This window comes from Paraburkholderia sp. D1E, from assembly GCF_052682275.1.
In genome coordinates this window covers 8,359,183-8,382,062 of record NZ_JBQYMB010000001.1, presented here as the reverse complement: position 1 = coordinate 8,382,062, position 22,880 = coordinate 8,359,183, and the positions used below count along the sequence as shown (strand labels likewise).

General features: G+C 61.1%; 22 protein-coding genes and 1 pseudogene. 3 read left to right on the top strand and 20 right to left on the bottom strand.

The annotated features are described in order from the left end of the window. The first annotated feature begins 125 nt into the window (after window positions 1-125). Window positions 126-875, top strand: a complete 750-nt coding sequence (locus ACUN0E_RS37720) for a Fic family protein (RefSeq protein WP_445569799.1) — start codon at window positions 126-128, stop codon at window positions 873-875. Window positions 876-879: 4 nt separating this feature from the next. On the opposite strand, the gene ureG is transcribed toward ACUN0E_RS37720, so the two are convergent. From ureG to urtA, 13 genes are all read right to left on the bottom strand, one after another. Further along, a complete protein-coding gene (gene ureG, locus ACUN0E_RS37715; RefSeq protein WP_408237345.1) occupies window positions 880-1,533 on the bottom strand; it encodes an urease accessory protein UreG in 654 nt (217 codons plus the stop codon). Window positions 1,534-1,543: 10 nt separating this feature from the next. Beyond that, complete coding sequence (locus ACUN0E_RS37710; RefSeq protein ID WP_445570589.1) at window positions 1,544-2,224, bottom strand: urease accessory protein UreF; 681 nt, start codon at window positions 2,222-2,224, stop codon at window positions 1,544-1,546. Continuing rightward, entirely contained in the window at window positions 2,211-2,924 is a 714-nt protein-coding gene (gene ureE, locus ACUN0E_RS37705; protein ID WP_445569798.1) for an urease accessory protein UreE, read from the bottom strand. The genes ACUN0E_RS37710 and ureE overlap by 14 nt, the downstream gene beginning before the upstream one ends. 3 nt (window positions 2,925-2,927) lie before the next feature. After that, window positions 2,928-4,634: an urease subunit alpha gene (gene ureC, locus ACUN0E_RS37700; RefSeq protein WP_445569797.1), complete on the bottom strand. Its 1,707-nt coding sequence runs from the start codon at window positions 4,632-4,634 to the stop codon at window positions 2,928-2,930. A gap of 52 nt (window positions 4,635-4,686) precedes the next feature. Beyond that, entirely contained in the window at window positions 4,687-4,992 is a 306-nt protein-coding gene (locus ACUN0E_RS37695; RefSeq protein WP_093636309.1) for an urease subunit beta, read from the bottom strand. 8 nt (window positions 4,993-5,000) lie between these two features. After that, on the bottom strand, window positions 5,001-5,303 hold the full coding sequence (gene ureA / locus ACUN0E_RS37690; RefSeq protein ID WP_408509499.1) for an urease subunit gamma: 303 nt from the start codon (window positions 5,301-5,303) through the stop codon (window positions 5,001-5,003). Window positions 5,304-5,466: 163 nt separating this feature from the next. Further along, window positions 5,467-6,270 (bottom strand): transporter substrate-binding domain-containing protein, encoded by an 804-nt coding sequence (locus ACUN0E_RS37685; RefSeq protein WP_445569796.1) that lies wholly within the window; start codon window positions 6,268-6,270, stop codon window positions 5,467-5,469. 767 nt (window positions 6,271-7,037) lie between these two features. Next, window positions 7,038-7,919: an urease accessory protein UreD gene (locus tag ACUN0E_RS37680; RefSeq protein ID WP_445569795.1), complete on the bottom strand. Its 882-nt coding sequence runs from the start codon at window positions 7,917-7,919 to the stop codon at window positions 7,038-7,040. Window positions 7,920-8,086: 167 nt separating this feature from the next. Further along, window positions 8,087-8,779 carry an urea ABC transporter ATP-binding subunit UrtE gene (gene urtE / locus ACUN0E_RS37675; protein ID WP_408394019.1) on the bottom strand — a complete coding sequence of 231 codons (693 nt, stop codon included), beginning with the start codon at window positions 8,777-8,779 and terminating at the stop codon, window positions 8,087-8,089. Window positions 8,780-9,764: 985 nt separating this feature from the next. Further along, entirely contained in the window at window positions 9,765-10,628 is an 864-nt protein-coding gene (urtD, locus tag ACUN0E_RS37670; RefSeq protein ID WP_408216504.1) for an urea ABC transporter ATP-binding protein UrtD, read from the bottom strand. Next, window positions 10,625-11,809 carry an urea ABC transporter permease subunit UrtC gene (gene urtC / locus ACUN0E_RS37665; protein WP_445569794.1) on the bottom strand — a complete coding sequence of 395 codons (1,185 nt, stop codon included), beginning with the start codon at window positions 11,807-11,809 and terminating at the stop codon, window positions 10,625-10,627. The genes urtD and urtC overlap by 4 nt, the downstream gene beginning before the upstream one ends. A 2-nt stretch (window positions 11,810-11,811) precedes the next feature. Continuing rightward, entirely contained in the window at window positions 11,812-13,437 is a 1,626-nt protein-coding gene (gene urtB / locus ACUN0E_RS37660) for an urea ABC transporter permease subunit UrtB (protein ID WP_445569793.1), read from the bottom strand. 145 nt (window positions 13,438-13,582) lie between these two features. Then, window positions 13,583-14,881, bottom strand: a complete 1,299-nt coding sequence (urtA, locus tag ACUN0E_RS37655; RefSeq protein WP_445569792.1) for an urea ABC transporter substrate-binding protein — start codon at window positions 14,879-14,881, stop codon at window positions 13,583-13,585. A 351-nt stretch (window positions 14,882-15,232) separates the two neighbouring features. Between urtA and ACUN0E_RS37650 the strand changes: the two genes are divergently transcribed. Continuing rightward, window positions 15,233-15,379 carry a hypothetical protein gene (locus ACUN0E_RS37650; RefSeq protein ID WP_445570620.1) on the top strand — a complete coding sequence of 49 codons (147 nt, stop codon included), beginning with the start codon at window positions 15,233-15,235 and terminating at the stop codon, window positions 15,377-15,379. After that, a pseudogene (locus ACUN0E_RS37645) lies at window positions 15,360-15,846 on the top strand (aminotransferase class III-fold pyridoxal phosphate-dependent enzyme); the annotation flags it as partial. The gene ACUN0E_RS37650 and the pseudogene ACUN0E_RS37645, both read left to right, overlap by 20 nt. A 97-nt stretch (window positions 15,847-15,943) precedes the next feature. On the opposite strand, the gene ACUN0E_RS37640 reads toward ACUN0E_RS37645, so the two are convergent. The 7 genes from ACUN0E_RS37640 to ACUN0E_RS37610 form a co-directional block, all read right to left on the bottom strand. Continuing rightward, window positions 15,944-17,404, bottom strand: coding sequence for a DUF3443 domain-containing protein (locus ACUN0E_RS37640; RefSeq protein ID WP_445569791.1), 1,461 nt, complete (start codon window positions 17,402-17,404; stop codon window positions 15,944-15,946). Window positions 17,405-17,433: 29 nt separating this feature from the next. Then, window positions 17,434-17,883: a DUF2844 domain-containing protein gene (locus ACUN0E_RS37635; protein ID WP_445569790.1), complete on the bottom strand. Its 450-nt coding sequence runs from the start codon at window positions 17,881-17,883 to the stop codon at window positions 17,434-17,436. Window positions 17,884-18,019: 136 nt separating this feature from the next. Next, window positions 18,020-19,318 carry a DUF3443 domain-containing protein gene (locus tag ACUN0E_RS37630; protein ID WP_408393975.1) on the bottom strand — a complete coding sequence of 433 codons (1,299 nt, stop codon included), beginning with the start codon at window positions 19,316-19,318 and terminating at the stop codon, window positions 18,020-18,022. Window positions 19,319-19,350: 32 nt separating this feature from the next. Continuing rightward, window positions 19,351-19,815: a DUF2844 domain-containing protein gene (locus ACUN0E_RS37625; RefSeq protein WP_408393978.1), complete on the bottom strand. Its 465-nt coding sequence runs from the start codon at window positions 19,813-19,815 to the stop codon at window positions 19,351-19,353. A gap of 264 nt (window positions 19,816-20,079) precedes the next feature. Continuing rightward, complete coding sequence (locus ACUN0E_RS37620; RefSeq protein ID WP_445569789.1) at window positions 20,080-21,627, bottom strand: TolC family outer membrane protein; 1,548 nt, start codon at window positions 21,625-21,627, stop codon at window positions 20,080-20,082. Between the two features lie 13 nt (window positions 21,628-21,640). Beyond that, window positions 21,641-21,964 (bottom strand): rhodanese-like domain-containing protein, encoded by a 324-nt coding sequence (locus ACUN0E_RS37615; RefSeq protein WP_445569788.1) that lies wholly within the window; start codon window positions 21,962-21,964, stop codon window positions 21,641-21,643. 60 nt (window positions 21,965-22,024) lie between these two features. Continuing rightward, window positions 22,025-22,678 (bottom strand): protein-L-isoaspartate O-methyltransferase family protein, encoded by a 654-nt coding sequence (locus ACUN0E_RS37610; RefSeq protein ID WP_445569787.1) that lies wholly within the window; start codon window positions 22,676-22,678, stop codon window positions 22,025-22,027. Window positions 22,679-22,880: the final 202 nt, after the last annotated feature.

Below are 22,880 nucleotides of genomic sequence, written 5' to 3'. Positions count from 1 at the left end.
GTTAGAGCGCCGCCAAGGCGGTGCTCGCGTTATCGCTTCGCGTGCTGATAAATCGTATATTCTGCCAACACCGGGCTTAAGCGTTGATGGCCCTGTGATCCAAACTGCCTTTTTTCCAAACTGCCATGACGCTTTTCACCGACCTCGGCTTTCAATGGGATCGCGCCGCGATCCCGCAAGACTTGCCGATCCATTCGATTAAGCGGGTGTGTTTTCGCTTTCATCGGATGCTGCCGGAATTCGTGTGGGATGCGAGCGTGCTCGAAGGCAATCCGTTTACGTTTCCTGAGGTAAAGACGCTGCTCGACGGTGTAACGGTTGGTGGACGAAAGATTTCTGATCAGGCACAGGTTCTGAATCTCGCGGAAAGTTCGAAACATCTGCTTGCTATCGTGCAGAACGGCCGGTTTGCGCTCGATAAAACGACGTTTTGCGACCTGCATCGCCTTGTTGCGCGCAACGAGGCTCTCGAGTGGGGTATGTTCCGCGGCGAAGGAGAGGAAACGCGATACACGCCTGATGTTGCGTTAGGTGAAGCAGGGCGGCACACACCGCTACCGACCTTGCCTGGCGCCCCTGAACTCAACCGGGTTTTTGCCACTGGCACGCGTGCGCTGACCGATCAGGTTTCAAGTGCATTTGAACGGGGTTGCGCTTTCTTCCTGTTCGGCGCGTTGCAGCAGTTCTTCTTCGACGGCAACAAACGCACGTCACGTTTCATGATGAACGGCGTATTGATGTCGAATGGTATCGACGCGATCAGTGTGCCGGCGCAGCGCGCTGGCGATTTCAACGAGAAGATGGTGCGATTTTATCTGTCGAAAGACGCGACGGAGATGATGGCATTTCTGCTTGAATGCCATCCGGGCGAGTAAGACTTTAAACCTTCAGCAACCCCTTCTTCTCGATAAACTTCACCACCACATCCAGTCCGTCGAGCGCCTTCAGATTGGACATCACGAAGGGTCGCTCGCCGCGCATCTTCTTCGCGTCCGAAGCCATCACCTCCAGATTCGCGCCGACCATTGGCGCGAGATCGGTCTTGTTGATCACCAGCAGATCCGATTTCGTAATGCCTGGGCCGCCTTTGCGCGGAATCTTTTCGCCGCCTGCCACGTCGATCACGTAGATCGTCAGGTCCGACAATTCCGGGCTGAAGGTCGCCGCCAGGTTGTCGCCGCCCGACTCGATGAACACGATATCCGCATCGGGAAAGCGCGTTAGCATGCGGTCTACTGCTTCGAGGTTGATCGACGCGTCTTCGCGAATCGCCGTGTGCGGGCAGCCGCCCGTTTCGACACCCATGATCCGTTCGGCCGGCAACGCGCCCGCCACGGTCAGCAAACGCTGATCCTCCTTTGTATAGATGTCGTTAGTGATCGCGACGAGGTCGTACTGCTCGCGCATCGCCTTGCACAGCATTTCGAGCAGCGTGGTCTTGCCCGAGCCGACCGGGCCGCCGACGCCCACGCGCAGCGGCGGCAGCTTCTTCGTACGGACAGGCGGATGAGCGGGGTGATGGGGTGCGTTCATGATGGTCTTTTTATGAGCGGAAGAGCCGCGAATACTGCGACTCGTGACGCGCCGACAGAATGCCCAATTGCGGCGCGAAGGTGTTGATGTCTTCGGGTGAAGTGGCCAACGCTCGCGTGACGGCGGCGTCGATTGGCTCGCGCAAGGCGACGATGATGCGCTGGCCGGCGAGTTGGCCGAGCGGCACCGCCTTCAACGCGGCGGCGGCCTGGTTTTCCACCCAGCTAAAGGCGTAGGCGGCGAGGGCGGCGTCAGGTGCTGCATCGTGTGCGTATGCGGCGAAGGCGAAAGCCGTGGGTTGGGCCAGGGGCTTGAGCGATCCCAGCGTTGTGCGCCGTTCTGCGTCGCCCCATTCCAGCGAGACGCACAACTGTCGCAGTGACCAGCCCATCTGTTCCGTCTCGCGTCTCAATTCAGCGGATTCACGGCTTGCCAGGAACTCGCTGTTCGCCTCTCGCAAGCCGTCTGCATCATGCGCACGCCAGCGTTTCATCTGATGCGCGAGAAACGGCAGTTCGCCGCGCGCAAGCACGTCGCTCAAACCGCTGGCAATCCAGGCGCGTGCGGAATCGGCGTCGGTGATGAGTTGCGCTTCGATCGCGGCTTCGAGACCCTGCGAGTAGCTGAACGCGCCGATCGGGAGTGCCGGTGACGCAAGATGCAGCAGCGCTGTGAGTTCAGCGATGCGCATGGTGGTGGTGATGCCCGTGGCCGCACGATTCGTCGTGGACGTGACCGTCGTCTTTGTGGTCGTTGCCGTGGTCATGCTCATGCGCGTGACCCTGCGCGTGGCTATGACCGTGCTCATGATCCGAGTGGTCATGTCCGTGCTCGTGCGAGTGACCATCGGCATGATCGTGCGAATGCTCACCCCCATGATGCTCGCCGAATACCTGCTGCGCTAACGCGTAGTCTTCCGCGAAGGTCTCATCGTGACCATGCTTGTGACCGCCGCCGTACGCGCCGGATTCCGGCTGGAACGGCATCGACACCTGATCCACGCTGGCGCCGATGCGCTTCAGCATATCGGCCAGCACCGGGTCGTATTCGAGCTTCAGATAATCTGTGCCGACTTCGACCGGTGTGTGACGATTACCGAGGTGATACGCGGCACGTGTCAGCGTCAACGCGTCTTTCGCGCGGACAACCAGCACCGCTTCGGGCGCGGCGACCACACGCACCAGACCGCCATCGTCGGCGACCAGAACATCGCCGTCGCGCAGCACAGTGCCGCGCGGCAGCAGCAGCGCGACTTCCTCGCCGTTATCGAGCGTTGCCGCGAGACGGCTCTTGCGACGCTCGTCGAAAGCAAGCGTCAAGGTCGGCGCGCGCTTCACCAGCACGGACGCGAGCTTCAGATGCGGCGCAATCAGTTTGTTGATAGTGCGCATGGTTTAGAACAGAAAGTAGCGTTGCGCCATGGGCAGCACAGTGGCTGGTTCGCAGGTCAGCAACTGACCGTCGGCGATCACCTGATAGGTTTCCGGGTCGACGCTGATCACCGGGCGCCACGCGTTGTGAATCATGTCTGCCTTGGTGATCTTGCGGCAGTTCTTCACGGCCACGATACGCTTATTCAGACCATAGCGTTCACCGACACCCGCATCCGCGGCCATCTGTGAGACGAAGGTCAGGGAAGTGCGGCCCAGCGCACCGCCACGTGTGGCGAACATCTCGCGATAGTGGACCGGTTGCGGCGTCGGGATCGAGGCGTTCGGGTCGCCCATCTGCGCCATCGCGATCATGCCGCCCTTCAGGATCAGCGAGGGCTTGATGCCGAAAAACGCCGGTTCCCAGAACACCAGATCGGCCCACTTGCCCGGCTCGATCGAGCCGACTTCATGCGAGATGCCGTGCGTGATGGCTGGGTTGATCGTGTATTTGGCGATGTAACGCTTCGCGCGGAAGTTGTCGTGCCGGGCGTTGTCTTCAGGCAGCGCGCCGCGTTGCACCTTCATCTTGTGCGCGGTCTGCCACGTGCGGATGATCACTTCGCCCACGCGCCCCATCGCCTGCGAATCCGACGACAGCATCGACAACGCGCCGAGGTCGTGCAGGATGTCTTCGGCAGCAATGGTCTCGCGACGGATACGCGACTCGGCAAACGCGATATCTTCCGCAATCGACGGGTCCAGGTGGTGACACACCATCAGCATGTCGAGATGTTCTTCGAGTGTATTGACGGTGTACGGACGCGTCGGATTCGTAGAGGAGGGCAGCACGTTCGCTTCACCGCAGACCTTGATGATGTCCGGTGCGTGGCCGCCGCCTGCGCCTTCCGTGTGATACGTGTGGATTGTGCGGCCCTTGAACGCGGCTACCGTCGCTTCGACAAAACCGGCTTCGTTCAAGGTATCCGTGTGGATCGCGACCTGCGTGTCGGTGTCGTCAGCGACGGAGAGGCAATTGTCGATTGCAGCCGGCGTCGTGCCCCAGTCTTCATGCAGCTTCAGGCCGATCGCACCCGCGGCAATCTGTTCGAGCGCCGGTTGCGGCAGGCTCACGTTGCCTTTGCCCAGAAAGCCGAGATTCATCGGATAACCATCGGCCGCTTGCAGCATGCGTTCGAGATGCCACGGACCCGGCGTGCAAGTCGTCGCATTCGTGCCCGTTGCCGGACCCGTGCCACCGCCGAGCATCGTCGTCACGCCACTCGCGAGCGCTTCTTCAATCTGCTGCGGGCTGATGAAGTGGATGTGCGTATCGATGCCACCTGCCGTCACGATCAGGCCTTCGCCGGCGATCACTTCGGTAGACGCGCCAATCGCGATCGTCACGTTCGGCTGGATGTCGGGATTGCCCGCTTTGCCGATCGCGGCAATGCGGCCGTTCTTGATGCCGATGTCGGCCTTGACGATGCCCCAGTGATCGAGAATCACCGCATTCGTCACGACCGTATCGACGACGTCCGCATGTACGCGTTGCGACTGGCCCATGCCGTCGCGAATCACTTTGCCGCCGCCGAATTTCACTTCTTCGCCGTAGGTCGTGAAGTCGCGTTCGACTTCGATCAGCAGTTCGGTGTCGGCGAGGCGTACGCGGTCGCCGGTCGTGGGGCCGAACATCTCCGCGTACGCGCGGCGGCCAATGCGTAATGTCATGGTGTGGGTCCGGAAATGAGCAGGGTGGTCAGCGCGAGTGCCCGAAGGGGCGTCAGAGCTTGCCCATTACCTTGCCGTTGAAGCCGTAGACGACGCGGTCACCCGCCAGTTCGACCAGTTCGACCGTGCGTTCCTGGCCGGGCTCGAAGCGTACGGCGGTTCCCGCTGCAATGTTGAGCCGGAAGCCGCGTGCCGCTTCGCGATCGAACGACAGTGCCTCGTTTACTTCGTAGAAGTGATAGTGCGAGCCGATCTGTACCGGACGGTCGCCGGTATTCGACACGACCACCGTGACGGTGGCGCGGCCCGCATTGAGTTCGTGTTCGCCGTCGTCGACGAGGAGTTCGCCGGGAATCATGGGCCGCCTTACGGGATCGGGTGGTGAACGGTGACGAGCTTGGTGCCGTCGGGGAACGTGGCTTCGACCTGGACGTCGGGGATCATTTCCGGCACGCCTTCCATCACATCGGCGCGCGTGAGGAGCGTAGTGCCGTAGTGCATGACCTCGGCGACGGTTTTGCCGTCACGGGCCGCTTCCATCAGCGCGGCGCTGATAAAAGCGATCGCTTCCGGGTAATTCAGTTTGAGGCCGCGGGCGCGGCGCCGTTCGGCGAGCAGCGCGGCGGTGAAGATCAGCAGCTTGTCCTTCTCGCGAGGTGTCAGCTTCATCGAATGGTTGCGTAGGGTTGCGCCGGTCCCGAGCTGGGCCGGCTGCGACAATGATAGGCGCTGCGCGTCGTGGCCGCGATCGCGTGCTGCGCACGGGATGAGTCCACGACGAGTGCAATGCCGGATAAGCCAGCCACGGTACCAAGTTCAGCTAACGACGCGCTTACAGATCGGCCGGCAGCGGTGCGCCGAACCACTTTTTCGACATCGTGTTGAGCGTGCCGTCCTGTTTGGCTTGGGCAATGGCGGCATTCACTTTCTGTTGCAGGCGTCCTTCGTTCTTGTTCATACCGACGAAGCACGGCGAATTCTTGATGACGAACTTCGGTTCCGGACGACGCGGGGGATTCTTGGCGAGAATCGCGGCGGCGACGATATTGCCGGCTGCGATCAACTGGACCTGACCCGAGAGAAACGCGGCGATGGTCGCGTTGTTATCTTCGAAGCGCTTGATGGTGGCGTTCGGCGCCATTTGCGTGAGACCGATTTCTTCGAGCGCGCCGCGCGTGGCGCCGACCGTCTTGCCGGTGAGATCGGCGGGGCCGGTGACCTTGATGTCGGCGGGACCGAACACGCCCTGATAGTACGGCGCATAGGCCGTCGAAAAATCAATGACCTTGTCGCGCTCGGGCGTTTTGCCGAGCGACGAGATCACCAGATCGACCTTACCCGTTTGCAGATACGGAATGCGGTTCGCGCTATTGACCGGCACGAGTTCGAGCTTCACGTTCATCGACTTCGCGAGCATCGCGGCGGTATCGATGTCATAGCCTTGCGGCTTCATATCGGCGCCGACCGAACCGAACGGCGGATAGTCTTCCGGCACGGCGACTTTCAGTACACCGGCTTTGGCGATGTTATCGAGCATATCCGCGTGGGCGGCGGGCGCATTGATTGCGAGGACGGGCGAGAGCAGCAATGCGGCGAGCCAGGCGCGACGCGTGGGGTGAAGGGTCGATCGGGTCATGTTGTGTGAGCGGTGGTAGCGAGAAGCGGTCGGCTGCCGTCAGGACGCGGCAGCATCGTGGGGGAGTTCGACGCAAGGTATGTGCCATGCAGGTGCAGCATGGGCGGGCGGGGATGGCCAGGTGAGAATGCACCAAATGGATGCGTTGGCGCGATCCAGGTTGGTGCGAGCGCGGTCTTACGAAGGTGAAAGGTCGCGGATGCCTTCAGGGTGCTCGACGCGAACCTGTGTGCCGCTCGCCGGCGTCACGCAGAACTTCCGGCTCGTGACAAAGGTTCACTGCCAGTTGGCACTGAGCGATGGTTCGTGACGTAAATCGGAAGAGTCCTATACCTAAATGTTCGGCGATTGCGCATCGTGTCTCGTACCAATAACTTCAGTCTTGTCTGTGAGAATGAATAAGAACACGCTGATTTTTGCCGGAATGCTTTGGTTCTTTGGGGAGAGCGTTATGGCTCACCTGGCGTATGCGCAGGATGCTCAGAGCAATGTAGAGTCAATTATGTCTGCGAGAACGCCTGTCTCTGCTGATTTACCGCCATCTGAAAGCGCAGCGCCAAGGGGAATGCTTCACCGCTGGCCTCACGCTGTGTCGCTGTCGCACAATGAAAAGAGCCTGAATGAACTCCTGGCGGAACACCCCGAATTGCAGACGCACTCCCACATGACGTACTACGATTCATCACTACATGTCGGGGAACGCGCCCGTTTGCAGCCACCGGGGAGCGAGTTTGCGCACTAGACAAAAGGCCCGTTCGCCGCGAGCGTTACGTTGACCATATCCTCAAAGGCACTGCCTCGACCCCGTGCACAACCGGCCTCAACTGGAGCCAGCACTGAGTCAAAGCCCGCTGCAGCGTTTCCATGGACCGCGAAACCGCCCGCACAAGCAAAACGCCCTCGGTGACACAGGAGGCTGCCGCCCGCAACGAATCATCAAACGGCAACTGGGCAGTAAGCGCTTCAGCGAGTGCATCATCGCAGGCTGCTCCCACAGCCCACAGCGTCCCATAAGCGGGAAACCCGGCGAGCCCTTGCGCCGCATCCCGCAATGGATCTTCTGCGCTAAGGTTCGCGCGTTCGAGCCACAGCGCCTCGCCATTTGCGCCAATGATCCGCGACACCGCGCGCAAATGACCGGCCGACCACCGTTCACCGGCCGCTTGACGCCCGAGTTGAGTCGCATCCCAGCCAATCGCGGTAGCGCCTTCACCAAGCATCAGCGAAAAATCCAGCATCGCATTGGCGTGATCGAAAACGATATTGTTCTGAGGCAGCCAGTCGAGCTTCGACCGAGGGCCGACGCGCACCGCGATATTCTGTCGTGCAGCACGGCCGTTGGACTTGTACCACTTGGTCGCCCCGGGCGTAGTAATCACGGCATGCGCACTGTCGCCCACTGCAACGTCGATGTCGAGATGATCGCCGCCTGCGATCCCGCCCGGTGGATGCACGATGACCGCATGACAGATCGCATTGCCTTCCGGATAGAGTGGCCGTTGCACGCGCAACGGCCCGTCATGCAGCCGATGCTTGAGCGTGGTCCGCTCGCCCTCCTTGACGAAGCCGAGTTCGAGGCGCGCACGCCATTGCGAGTGCGCGGTGGGTTGCGCGGTGGCAAGGGCGGCGTGGTTTTCGTGAAGCGACATACGAATGGACGTGCGAATGAATGAGCGGGTGGGCACGGTAGGACGCAGTAACAGACGCGCTAGTGCGTAGCGTGCCTGCACGCGTTGGGCAACGACAAGCCGCGTTGCCACCGGATGCGGCGAGAATAGCACGCTGGTTAGCTATGCTGACGCGTGTTCGATACGCGTCAGACTGCGATCAGTGCCCGTACGCCATCCGTATCCATATTGACCCCTTCGCCGCCCGCGACGATTTCGCCACGGCTCATCACCCAATACCGATCGGCGATCTCTTTGGCGAAGTCGTAATACTGTTCGACGAGCAGCACGGTCATGCCCATTTCTTCGACCAACTGACGCAGCGTGCGGCCGATGTCCTGAATGATCGATGGTTGGATGCCTTCGGTGGGTTCATCGAGGATCAGCAATTGCGGATCGCTCATCAGCGCGCGACCGATCGCGAGCTGTTGTTGCTGACCGCCGGAGAGGTCGCCGCCGCGGCGGCTGCGCATATCTTTCAGGACTGGGAACAGTTCGTAGATGCGGTCCGGGATCTTCTTCGGGGCTTTCTTGCTGGCCGCGCCGACCAGGAGGTTTTCTTCGACGGTCAGCCGAGGGAAGATGTCGCGTCCTTGCGGGACGTAGGCGAGACCTTTCTCCACGCGCGAGTGAGTCGGAAGTTTGGTGATCGGTGCGCCGCGCCAGGCGATCGAGCCGCTTTTCGTCTGGACGACGCCCATCAGGCATCGGAGTAGCGTTGTTTTGCCTACGCCGTTGCGGCCCAGCAGCACGGTGAGCTTGCCGTCAGGCACGGTGAGTTTCACATCTCTGAGGATGTGGCTGCCGCCGTAATACTGGTTCAGGTTTTCAACTTCTAGCATTTTTGATGTTCCTTTGAAGCTTTGGTTTTTTGCCTGCTCGGCGCGTCTTGTCTGGTTGCCTACGGCGTTGGCCTTTCCTTGAATTGTTATTGGTCTATTAGCGTTCGCCCCTGTGCGGGGCGGCACTTACTTTCTTTGCCGCCGCAAAGAAAGATAAGCAAAGAAAGCGGCTCACCCCGCTAATTCTTAAGCGGGTCCCCCGCGCAGCCACGGTAGTGGTGCATCTGGAATCCGTGTTCTCGCACACTCAGCGTTAGTGACAAGGCCGTCATACTTCCAGCGGCGCTGCGCGCGCCGAAGATTGCTTCATACAACCATCGGTTCATTCGGCGCCCACTCCTTGGCACCCGTGCCCGCTGTCGCCCCCTTCATTCACCATTCACTCCGGTTCACCCGGGGCCTCCTGTCGACTGATTCACCGGTACTTCCGCTATTCAATTCACATTGGCTCACCGTCGCTACATCCGGTGGTTAAACACTCCATCAAGCGATCAGACTCCACGTTGATGCGAAGCCGACGACCCCACGACCCCACGACCCCACGACCCCACGACCCCACGACCCCACGACCCTCAACCAAGGTGCTTGGTTTCCCATGCAGACCCATCCGCGACGCACGTAGTGCGGAGTGGGAGCTAATGAGCCCTTTGTCACCAATGCCGAAAGTGCGAGGGCACGGATTCCAGATGCACCACTACCGCGACTATGCGGGGGACCCGCTTAAGAATTAGCGGGGTGAGCCGCTTTCTTTGCTTATCTTTCTTTGCGGCGGCAAAGAAAGTAAGTGCCGCCCCGCACAGGGGCAACGCTAATAAACCAATATCAATTCAAGGAAAGGCCAAAGAAGCCAGATCAAGGAAACGCCAAAAATCCAGATCAAAAAAAACCACACGCAGAGCAAAAAACACCGAGCAAGTACACAAACAACAGGCACCACGCGTGCAACCCGCCAACGCCACCGCCAAAGGCAAAAAAAAACCCCAAATCACCGCCCAAGATAAGACTCAATCACCGTCTCATCTCTCTTCACCTCATCAAGCGTGCCGTGAGCGAGAACCCGCCCTTCGGCCATCACCGTCACCTTCCCCTTCTCGCCCGAAAGAGCCGCGACAAACTCCATATCATGTTCAACCACCATCATCGAACACGTCCCACGCAGGTGATTGAGCAACTCAGCTAACTGCATGGTCTCGTCATCGGTCATACCGGCCGCAGGCTCATCGAGCAAGAGCAGCGCCGGTTGTTGCATCAACAACATCCCAATCTCGAGCCGCTGTTTCTGTCCATGCGACAACTCTCCGGCAAGCCGTCTAGCCTCACTCTCAAGCCCAATCAACGCCAGCGTCTCTTCAATCCGCGCTTGCGCCTCACGATCGAGCCGTGCGCGCAAAGAAGCCCACCATCCCTTGTCAGCCTTCATCGCCAGCTCAAGGTTCTCCCACACGGGATGTTGCTCAAAAACGGTTGGCTTCTGAAACTTGCGCCCAATCCCGGCGCGCGCAATAGAAGGCTCGTTCATCCGCGTCAGATCGATCGACTGCCCGAGAAAAACCTTGCCGGAATCCGGCTCGGTCTTCCCGGTGATGACGTCCATCATTGTCGTCTTGCCGGCGCCATTCGGCCCGATGATGCATCGCAATTCGCCCGCGTTGATCGACAAGGTCAACGCATTCAACGCGCGAAATCCATCGAAACTCACGGTCACGTCTTCAAGGTACAGAATCGTCCCGTGCGAAATGTCGATCTCGCCCGGCACCACCACGTGCCCCATGCTTGCGACGCCGCTCAACGAGCGTTCAGCAGGCTCTTCAGGCAGTGCAAGATCAGGAACCATCGGGTTTTCGTTCATGAGCGGTTCCTCTTGCGCGTGACCATTTCGATCAGCCCCATGATGCCGTTCGGCAGCAACAGCGGGACCAGCACGAAAATCAGGCCAAGAAAGAACAGCCAGTATTCAGGGAAGTTCGCCGTAAAAAAGCTCTTCGCGCCGTTCACCGCGAACGCGCCGATGATCGGTCCGATCAAGGTGCCGCGTCCACCCACCGCAACCCAGATTGCCATCTCGATCGAATTGCCCGGCGACATCTCGCCAGGATTAATGATGCCGACCTGCGGCACATACAACGCGCCGGCAATCCCGCACAAAATCGCGGATACAGTCCACACGAACAGCTTGTACGCGAGCGGGCTGTAACCGAGGAACATCAGGCGTGTTTCGCCGTCGCGTACCGCCGTGACCACGCGGCCGAGCTTCGACGTGACGATTGCCCGCGCGCCGATGAAGGCCAGAATCAATACGGCAAACGTGATCAGCAGAAGGACAGTGCGCGTGCCCGGATGCGTAATCGGAAAACCGCCGATGCGCTTGAAGTCGGTGAAGCCGTTATTGCCGCCGAAACCCGTTTCATTGCGGTAGAACAGCAGCATGGCGGCAAACGTCATCGCCTGCGTGATGATCGACAGATACACACCCTTCACCCGCGAACGGAACGTGAAGAAGCCGAAGACCCACGCGACAACGGCGGGTATCAGCACCACCAGTAGCAGCGCATAACCGAGATGCTGTGTGCCTTGCCAGTACCAGGGCAGTTGGTGCCAGTCGAGAAACACCATGAAGTCGGGCAGGTCGCTGCCGTATTTGCCTTCGTGGCCGATCGAGCGCATGAGGTACATGCCGATCGCGTAGCCACCCAATGCAAAGAATAGCGCGTGTCCCAGGCTCAGAATGCCACAATAGCCCCACACGAGATCGAGTGCCAGCGCGGCAATCGCGTAGCACATGAACTTGCCGGTGATCGTCATCGCGTAAGCGGACAGATGGAACGCGCTCGTCTCCGGGACCACCAGCGTGCCGAAGGGCACGCCGAGACCGAATACGATGATGAGGGCGATCAGTGCAAGCCAGGCACGGCGCGACAGCAGTGCGGGACGCGGCGGCAAGCCAAGCGCGAAGCCGGACTGCGCTTCGCGTCCGGCAGCAGCGCTACTGCTTGCTGCGCCGACGTGAGCCGATGAAGTTGCAGATGTCATGTTCATGCCTCCGCGCTACGGCCCTTGAGGGCGAACATGCCCTGCGGACGCTTCTGGATGAACAACACGATCAGCACGAGCACGGCGATCTTTGCGAGCACCGCGCCCCAGAACGGCTCGATCGCCTTGCTGACGAGCCCGAGACCGAAGCCGCCGATCACCGTGCCGGCAAGTTGGCCGACACCACCGAGCACAACAGCCATAAATGAATCGATGATGTAGCTCTGCCCGAGGTCCGGGCCCACATTGCCGATCTGCGACAGCGCGCAGCCACCCAGGCCCGCAATGCCCGCGCCGAATGCGAACGCATACGAATCGACGCGTGCGGTCTTCACGCCGACGCACGCCGCCATGCGCCGGTTTTGCGTGACGGCTCGCACGAACAGACCCAGGCGTGTTTTAGTGAGAACCCCCCACGCAATCCCGACGACGATCAGCGAAAACGCCAGAATCGCCAGCCGGTTGTACGGCAGGATCAGATTGGGCAGCACGGTCACGCCGCCGCTCATCCATGCAGGGTTGATCACCTGCACGTTCTGCGCGCCGAAGACCATACGTGTCGCCTGAATCAGGATCAGGCTGACGCCAAAGGTGGTCAGCAGGGTTTCGAGCGGACGGCCGTACAAATGCTTCAACACCAGCCGTTCGAGCACGATGCCTACCAGTCCGGCTGCGGCGAATGACGCCGGTACCGCGAGCAGTGGATACCAGTCGAACGCGCCGGGAGCAAAGCGCTGGAACAGGTTCTGCACCACGTAGGTGGCGTAGGCGCCGATCATCAGGAACTCGCCGTGCGCCATGTTGATGACGCCGATCAGCCCATACGTAATCGCGAGACCCAATGCGGCAAGCAGCAGTACGCTGCCGAGCGACAAGCCCGCGAACAGTGTGCCGGCGATCTGACTGCGGCGCTGGATCGAATCGAGTTCGTCAATACCCTTTTGCGCGGCGGCGCGCACGCGGTCATCGGCTTCGTTGAAGGTGCCGTCCGGCTTCTTCGCGACGAGCGGACGCAGCAGTTCGTTCATGTCGAGATCGTGGCGCGCGGCGACCAGTTGCACGGCTTCAAGACGCTTGGCAGGGTCGGCGTCGTGCAACGCGGTCATTGCCCACAGCGTGTCGAGGCGTTTCTTCAGCGCCGGATCGGTTTCCTTGGCGCGAGCTGCGTCGACGAGTGGTTTGATCGACGGATCGGGGTTTTGCAGCAGCGCAGTGATGGCGGCGTCGCGTGTGGCGGCGTCGGGCGAGTCGAGTTGCTGGCCCGAGAGTGCGCCTGCCACTTTCGAGCGCAGCAGGTTGTTCAGGGTGACCGGTTGCGCGTCGCCCGCGGCGACGGTTTTGCCGGTGATGGCATCGTGTGCCGTGTCGCCGTCTTGCAGCAGCACGGCGCCGGAATCGGTGGCGAGCGCTCTGTCCTCGGAAAGCGCTTTGAGGACCGCGAGCGATTCTTTGTCGTGGTTGGCAATCAGCTTGTCGATTGCCGCGGATTTGGCATCGAAGTCGTCGCCGGCGAGCGGCGCGACATCGGCCGGGGTGAGCGCAAACGCGGTGAGCGGCGCGCTAACGATAAGCGCAAGCGCGAGGCCGCCGATGCTGCGTCGTGCGAATGTCGGAAATGAAAACGCCATGATGGCCTTTGAAGAAAAACCGGCGAGGCGGCGCGGCATCGCCGTAATGCGCCGGCGCCGCGCCGTTGTCTTGCGTCTTGCAGTGTCCTGTCGGGCAGAGCAGCGGCTTGTTTGGCCCCGGCTCTGTCCAGATTCAGGTTCAGGTTCAGGCAACCCGCGAGCGCTTCAGGAATGCCGGAATCGAACTGACCACGTCCGGCTTGCTCGAATTGCCGGCGATGAACGGGCTCCACGGTTGCGCGCGAATCGCGGTCTTGGTCCGCCACACCACGTTGAACTGACCGTCGGCACGCACTTCGCCGATCATCACCGGTTTGTGCAGATGGTGATTGCCGTCCATTTCGAGCGTGAAGCCCGACGGTGCCGCAAACGTCTGGCCGACCATTGCCACGCGCACTTTGTCCACGTCCGTGCTCTTCGCTTTCTCGACAGCCTGCTTCCACATATGGATGCCGACGAAAGTCGCTTCCATCGGGTCATTGGTCACGCGCTTGGTGCCGCCCGGCAGGTTGTTGTCCTTGACCCATGCGGCCCATTGCTTCTTGAACTTCTCGTTGGTCGGATTGCGCAGCGACATGAAGTAGTTCCATGCCGCGAGGTTGCCGACCAGCGGCTTCGTATCGATGCCGCGCAGTTCTTCTTCGCCGACCGAGAACGCGACGACCGGCACGTCGGACGCCTTCAACCCCTGGTTGCCCAGCTCCTTGTAGAACGGCACGTTCGAGTCGCCGTTCACGGTCGAGATCACCGCGGTCTTGCCGCCCTGGGAGAAGGTCTTGATGTTCGCGACGATGGTCTGGTAGTCGCTGTGGCCGAACGGTGTGTAGACCTCCTGGATATCGGCTTCCTGCACACCTTTCGACTTGAGGAACGAGCGCAGGATCTTGTTGGTCGTGCGGGGGTACACATAGTCGGTACCCAGCAGGAAGAAGCGCTTGGCGCCGCCGCCTTCCGCGCTCATCAGATATTCGGTGGCCGGAATTGCTTGTTGATTCGGCGCGGCGCCCGTGTAGAACACGTTGCGCGACATTTCTTCGCCTTCGTATTGCACCGGATAGAACAGCAGGCCGTTCAGCTCTTCGAACACCGGCAGCACCGACTTGCGCGACACGGAAGTCCAGCAACCGAACACGACCGCGCACTTTTCCTGGGTGATCAGCTGGCGCGCTTTTTCGGCGAACAGCGGCCAGTTCGACGCCGGGTCCACGACCACCGGCTGCAACTGGCGGCCCATCACGCCGCCGTTCTTGTTGATGTCCGAGATGGTCATCAATGCAGTGTCTTTGAGCGATGTCTCCGAGATCGCCATCGTGCCAGACAAGGAATGTAGAACGCCTACCTTGATGGGACCGCTGCCCGACTGGGCATTCGCAAATGGGACCTTGCCGGCCAGCGCCAGCGCGCCCGACATCGAACCAAATTTCAACAGACTGCGACGTTTCATGTGCATCCCCTTGCCATTGATGGTGAGTGTTTATGGGCGTCGATTTCAGCCAGCAGGGCTTATCCTGCATGACTTGCCGCTTGTGTACTGCAAGGCACATGCCATGCGGCAATTTCGACTTGAAGTCCGCGCCATTGCGCGCTGCAACGCGGTGATGCGCCGCGTAAGTTATGCGTGACGCAGCTCAAAATTGGTGCAGGAGCAGGGCGTACGCCTCGTTCAGGTGCGTGTCGCGCCGCAACGAAGCGCGTCGATCGGCCAGCGGGCATCGACGGTGCATGCCCGCCGCCCCTTTGTGCATACGTCGTGCTCTGCCTACACTGGAAGGCCGCTCACGCGAGGAGACAGAACATGAATGAGCGCACCGCCGCCACTCCACCCGATATGTCCGCGTTCTGGATGCCCTTTACGGCGAACCGCCAGTTCAAGAGCGCGCCACGGCTGCTGGCGAGCGCGAAGGGGATGTACTACACGTCCCACGATGGCCAAGGGCACTAACAATGCAGCGGCGCCGATGGGGGCGGTCGCGGCGAGTGGCAAGGTTCACGACTCGATCGTGAATGGGGCGCCGGCCGGGATCGAGTTGTTTCATGGATATACGTATTCGGGACATCCCATCGCGGCCGCTGCGGCCTGCGCGACGATCGATCTGTACAAGCGTGAGCAGTTGTTCGAACGGGCTGCCCGGATGATGCCGATCCTCGAGAACGCGATTCATAAGCTGCGCGGCGAAAGGCAGGTGATCGACGTGCGCAATCTTGGACTTATCGGTGGGGTGGAATTGGCGCCGCGTGCGAGTGCCCGGGGGGCGTGCTTGTGATGTTTTCGTGCGGTGTTTCGAGAAGGGGGTGTTGACGCGTTATACGGGTGACATCCTGGCGTTCTCGCCGCCGTTGATTATTGAAGAGACGCAGATCGATGAGATCTTCAGGACGGTGGCAGAGGTTTTGCAGGAGACGGAATAGGGAGGCGGCAGGACGTTACCTTTCTAGCGCAAGAAAAAGGTCGGCACCTTGCGGCGCCGACCTTTTTTGTTTATCGCATGGATGCCGCTCTCAATGATCAGAAAGCGATGAACGGTCCCGCTTGCTTGCCGATCGTCACGTTGTTGAGCGCCGTGTAGACGTTGCGACCGAAGAAGAATGGCAACCCCCAGAGGAACATCCCTGCGGATGGCGAGCCAAGGCTGTCGTAGGCCGCATACTGACTCGCCCGCAAGCTCCAGCCGTTGGCCAGTGAGAATGGCACGGTGATCGGCATGGCGGCTTTGTCGACGCCCGTCAGGATAGCGGACAGACTGAGCGTGGTTGACGGCGTATACCAGTCGCCCAAATAGGGAACCGTGTAATCCGCGAAGATGTTTGCATTGGAGCCGCTGTCGATTGCGCTCGAATACGAACGGCTCTTGTATGTGGTCTGGAAGAAGCCATTCTGATCGAGCGCCACGATATTCGGGTTCGACGGCATAGCGTTGTTCGACTGGGTGCCGATGCCGAACACCAGTTCACCCGTGGCGCTCAACTGACCACCCGCGGGCAACGCCGGCAGGCGGATGATTGTGCCGTTGTTGTCGGAGGTGAAGTTGGCCACCGGATTCATGACCTGCGTGTCGAGCGGCACGCGCGTGTTCATGCACGACGTCGCGGATGTGCAGTAATAGTAGGCCGCCGGCAAGACGGTTTGTGCCGCAGCCGGATAGTCGCGTTGCGCCGGGCCGATGCCGAGCACGCCGTTGGCGCCGAGCGCAGATACGGAGCCAAGGTTGTTGACGCCGCGTGAAACGCAATCCGACGGCGTGGCATACGTACCGTCGGCGATCACTTGCACGGGCAGATTGCCTGCCGTTTTGCCGCCGATCGTCACGTCGGCCCGTTTAATCGGTCCCCACGTGTACCCCGAGCCGAACACCGCGCATTCGGCGATCGGCGCGTTGCCGGTCGGATCATTGGTGGCGCCCGATTGTGTCGGCAAGTGGCCGGCGAGTGCCGAGCCCAATGCGCTTGCCAGTACTCGTACGCCGACCGAGCCTGTATCCAGCTGCATGTGGTCGATGGTTGCGCATTGCGTGCTGCCCTGCACGCCGGGGATGCAAAGCGTGACGCTCACGTACGGCATGTTGGGGTAATTCCCCGTCCAACGCTCGACGGTGATCGGGACGGTATTGACGTCGGGGACCGGAGTTGGGGTGGGCGTGGGAGTCGGGGTCGGGGTCGGAGTCGGAGTCGGAGTCGGAGTCGGAGTCGGAGTCGGAGTCGGAGTCGGAGTCGGAGTCGGAGTCGGAGTCGGAGTCGGAGTCGGAGTCGGAGTCGGGGTCGGAGTCGGAGTCGGAGTCGGGGTCGGGCTCGGGCTCGGGCTCGGCGTGGGCGTCGGTGTGGGACTCGGCGTCGGCGTAACCGGCGCCGGGTTGTCGTTATTCTTCGTCGCGTTCGGGTCGGCGTTGTCACCACCGCCGCCGCCGCAACCCGACAGCGCCACGCTGGCCGTCAGAAGCGCGAAGCAAAGCGTCTTGTTGAAAGTTTTCATGTTTGTATTCCGTGAATCGAGGCGCTGCTTCACTGCAGTTCGTCCACGCGAACGTTGGCGGGGACGAGGCGTGGCAAATACGCCTTGCCGAAAAAATATCCAGGCCGGCCGGCTGATTCAACGTGAAAGCCGCTGTTATGTTCGATCAACGGACCGGTGCCGCGCGCATGGGTCTGACTCGCCGAGGCGAAGTTGGGGAGATAGCTGCCAAGCAGAACGCTCATATCCGGGCGCACCGGCCCTTGCCACGTGACAGCAAACACGACATTGGTAGGCAGCACGTATTCGCGAATCCTGACGCCGTCGGTGTCATACGATTCACGCACGGTATAAGCCGCCGCAGCAGAAAGGGAATTAGGCGCTGCCGATTGGAGCAAGGACTTCGGAGCCGAACCCGCACCCGGTGCCCCACCCAACGCCGCATACGACGCGAGCGGCAAAAGAGCCGACACGGCCAGTACGATCTTTACAAATTTCATCACATTGCTCCAAAAAACAGGTCGGAGCATGGTGCCTGCGAGGGATTATTGAGAGGTGCGGAAAAGTCCTAACTACGAGTCAGAATCGACCTCGGGCGGACGGTACCTCGCGACACCGTCTGCCCGCCTGCATTCGTCAGAACGCTACAAACGGTCCGGTCTGCTTGCCGATCGTGCCGCTGCCTACCGTCGTGTACACACTGCGTCCGTAGAAGAAAGGCAGGCCCCACATGAACATTTTCGAGTTGGACAGATACCAGCCGACGTTGTCGTAAGCGGCATACCCGTTCGCCGACACGCGGACGGCGCTATCGATCGTGAACGGCATATTGACGGGTGTTCCCTTGCCGTTGGTGGCTTCCATCGTGGCGGCCAGGTTCAGCGCAGTTGACGGCGAATACCAGTTGGACGCCGTGGGAATCGAGTCGTCCTGGAACGCGTACCCGTTGGTGCCGCTGTCAATTGCGCTCCAGTTGAATACCTGACCTTGGTACTGCGTCGTAAATTCGCCGTATTCGTCTATCGCCAGGATGTTCACATTCGACGGCAATGCGTTGTTTGACTGCGTGCCGATACCGAACACCAACTCGCCTGTGACACTCGCCTGGCCGCCGGCAAGCAGCTTGGGCAGACGGATGATCGTGCCGTTGTTATCGCTCGGGAAGGCAGCGACAGGGTTCATCACCTCTTTGGTCATCGACATGCGCGTGTTGAAGCAAGCGTTGGCGGCCGTGCAATAGTAGTAATTCCCCGGCAGCGCCGTAGTCAGCGCGTCTTTCGAGTCATACGTGCCGTAGCCGATCCCGAGAATACCGTTGGCGCCGAGTCTTTCGGCGGTACTCAGGTCCGGGCCACCGTGCGCGACGCAATCCGACGGGATGGTGTACGCGCCGTCGCCGACCAACTGGATGGGGATGTTGCTTGCCGTGCGGTTGCCGATTTTGACGTCGGCGCGTTTCACCGAGCCCCACGTCGTACCGGAGCCGAACGGCATGCATTCGGCGATCGGTGCGACGCCACTCGCGTCGTCGACGGCGCCGACTTGCGTGAGCAACTGGGAACCGAGTGTCGGCAATGCGCTGGCCATGATGCGTACGCCGACCGAGCCGGTATCCACTAGCATGCGGTCGACTGTCACGCACTGACTGGAGCCTTGCGCGCCGGGGACGCACACGCTGATCGTCGCGAAAAGCATGTTGATACTGCCCGTCGAGTTGTCGACGCGAATTGGCACCGTGTTGCTGCCGCTGGACGTATTCCCCGAATTGCCGGAGTTGCCCGAGCCATCCGGTTTCTTGATCCAGTCTGGATCGGCGGACCAGGCGATGGAGCCATTGTTTTTGCTGCCGCTTCCATCACTTCCACCGCCACACGCGGACAGTGTCAGGCCAAGCGCTGCCAGCGCGATCCAGAGTGTCTTGTTGATTGTCTTCATCTTGTTGTTTTCCGCGAAATCGATGTGCCGTATTACTTCAGATCGCCTGGGCGGACGTTTGCCGGCATCAGGCGCGGTAGGTACGCCATGCCGAAGAAATGTCCGAGGCGGCCGGCTGACTCGATGCGGAAGTCACCGTTGCCTTCGTTCAGTGGACCGGTACCGCGCGCGCGACTCTCGCCGGCAGTGACGAAGTTGGGGAAATAGCTGCCGAGCAGCGCAGTCATGTCCGGACGGATCGGACCTTCCCAGGTGACGGCGAACACGGTGTTGGATGGCAGTACGTATTCGCGAATGAGGACACCATTGGTGTCGCGCGATTCGCGCGTGGTGTATGGCGCAGTAGTCGTGACGGTCGTCGCTCCTGCCGCGGATTGCGGCGTGGCGCGCAGCATTGTTTGAGTGGGCGTGCCGGCGCCTGGCGCGCCGCCTAAGGTCGCATGCGACGCAAGCGGCGACAGCATGGCCGTCAGCATCGCGATCTTCACAAATCTCATCACACTGCTCCGGGAAAAAATTATCGAAGCATGGTGCCCGGGCGATGCTCAGGAAACCGTATGAAATTTCTGCAGTGGCAACCGGAAAAGTCGCAATGAAAGGAAGATGTTAGGGATGTCGCAACCCGTCCCGCGCTGAGAAGGTGCGAACGACGATGGATGCCCGCACACAACAGCGACTAGCAGGCAGCCCACGTGCGCAACGAATGAAACGTCGCGCGGGCAGAGGGTCAATCAGGGAAGAAAAAGACTAAACGAACCGTCTCACTGCGCCGCCGCCGCATTCGGCATAGTCCGCCGACCGAGCTTGCCCGCAGCCCCTTTGGCCGCGACACCCGGATGCGGCACTGTCGGCACCTGCGGCAATGCGGTCAGCGAACCATCGTCGACCGGCGACAGCAGTGCGCTCAACTGCAGCACGTCCTGATCGGTGAGATTGGCAGTGGAAGCCTTGAGCTTGAGGCTATTGATCAGCGTGTCATAACGCGCCTTCGCCAGATCGCGACGTGCCGAAAACAGTTGATCTTGCGCATTGAGCACATCGATATTGATCCGCACGCCGACCTGATAGCCAAGCAGATTCGATTCGAGTGAGGTGTTCGCCGATCGCTCGGCGGTTTGCAGTGCGCGCACCTGTGCGAGTCCGCTCACCACGCCGAGAAACGCCTGCCGCGCCGATAGCGCCGCGTTGCGCCGCGCCGTATCGAGATCGGCGGCGGCCTGGTCTTCGAGGGCGAGCGTTTGACGTACGCGGCTTTGCGTCGCGCCGCCCGCAAAGATCGGAATCGTGAGCTGCACGCCGATCGTGCTGTTCGTGTACGACGACCCCAGGTTGCCCAGTTCCGCGGCGAGCGCCGGTGTGCCGGGAGCGGGCGTGTTCGCACCGCTGCCGAAGCCGCCACCGAAATTGCCGCCAAAGTTACCCGCGCCCGCCGCACCCAGACTGCTGCGCGAGCGGCTCGCCACCAGGTCGACGGTTGGCAGATGGCCGGCCCTGGCTTTCGACGTCTCGCGTTGCGCGCTATCCAGCGCGATCTGCTTCAGCACGACCTGATAGCTCCCGTCGGTAGCCGCATCGACCCACAGATTGATGTCGGCGGGCACGGGCGGTGGCAGCGGTGCGCCGGCAGAGAGTCCATCCACCTGCTCGACGGCGTGCCCGACAATCTGTTGCAACGCCGCCAGCTTCACCGCGAGATCGTTCTGTGCGGCAATTTCCTGCGAGATCGCCTGATCGTATTTAGCCTGGGCTTCGTTGGTATCGGTGATCGTCGTGTTGCCGACCTCGAATGAACGTTTCGCCGATTCGAGCTGCTGCGCGATCGACGCTTTCTGCGAGCGCACAATCGCGAGGCTGTCCTGTGAGGAGAGCGCGTCGAAGTAAGCCTGGCCAAGCCGCACGATCAGATCCTGGCGGGCCTGCGCAAACGACGCTTGCGCCGAATCCACCGCGAGCTTGCCCTGCGCATAGCCGTACCAGCTATCGACGTGAATCAGCGGCTGCGTGAGCGAAATCGTATAGCCGTTGCTGTTGCCGTAGGACGCGGGAAAGCCGCCGCCGAAATCGGTGTTCTGGCGATTCGCGGTAAGCGATGCGGAGACTTGCGGCAGCAGTTTGGCGCGAGCAAGCGGCAACTCTTCGCTATTGGCAGCGAGTGCCGCGCGCGCGCTTTGCAACTGCGCGTCGTTCGAGAGTGCTTCGTCGTAAAGCTGGGAAAGGCCGACGGCGTGCGCAGTGATCGGCAAAAACGCGAGAGCGGCACAATGAAGCGCCAGAGCGGCCGCGAGGACCGGCACCCGCTGACGAATCATCGCGACCGTGCGATCAGTAGGTAGGAATGGACGGATCGACCTGACGCGACCACGCGTCGATCCCGCCTTGCAGATTGAAGACGTTGGTATGGCCGCGCGATTCGAGGAACATCGCGACCTGGGCGCTGCGCGCGCCGTGATGGCACACGCAGACGATTTGCGCGTCGTCGTCGAGTTCTTCGCTGCGCGCGGGAATCTCGCGCATCGGAATCGACACGGCGCCGGCGATCGACGCCGTCTGGATTTCCCACGGTTCACGCACGTCGAGCAGCACGGGTGCAGGGCGCGATTGATCGGCGAGCCATTCGGCGAGCGCGTGAGCGGTCAGATTTTGCATCAGCAGGACATCCTGTTCAGAGGACGGCGGCGCGCCAGCCGTACAGATAAAACGTGTGAATTAGAACTTGAAGCGCGGCGGCTGCACAGCGTTGATCAGCGGCTCGATATAAGTCTCGAACACGTCGGCAATGCGGTATTGCTTCTCGTCGATACGCGTGATGATCTGCGCCTTCATAACCGGCGCGGTGCCGACGAAAGCCGCCAGACGGCCGCCGACCTTCAGATGTTCGAGGATTTCCTGCGGCAGCACCGGCAGGCCGCCCGACACGCAGATCACGTCGTACGGTGCAGCGCCGGCCCAGCCGCGTGAGGCGTCGCCGGTGACGACTTCGGCGTTCAGCACGCCGTTGGCGATCAGGTTGTTCTTCGCCAGTTCCGCGAGTTCCGGTTCGATGTCGACGGTCAGCACGTGCTGCGCGCGGTGCGCAAGCAGGGCGGCCATGTAACCCGAGCCGGCGCCGATTTCGAGCACGCTTTCGTGTTTCTTCACCGCCAGTTCCTGCAGCACGCGCGCTTCGACGCGCGGCGCCAGCATGTGCTGGCCGGCCGGCAGCGGCACTTCGAAGTCGACGAAGGCCAGATCGCGGTAGACGGTGGGGACGAAATTTTCACGCTTGACGATCGAGAGCAGATTCAGCACGTCCTGGTCGAGCACTTCCCAGGGGCGGATCTGCTGTTCGATCATGTTGAAACGCGCTTGCTCGATGTTCATGGTGGATTCGGCAGTATGGTTTGGCGAGTTTGCAATTCTTTGCCACTGACCGGCGGCCTTGGGGTGCAACTTCGGGGTACATCCCCGGGGTACATCTCAGGAAGCCGGCCACGGCAGGGTAACTGCGGGATTGTACCAAATGGCGGCGCGAATCCACTCCGCCGCGAGCAGTGCGCCGCCGGCCCGAACCCTGGACGGGCTG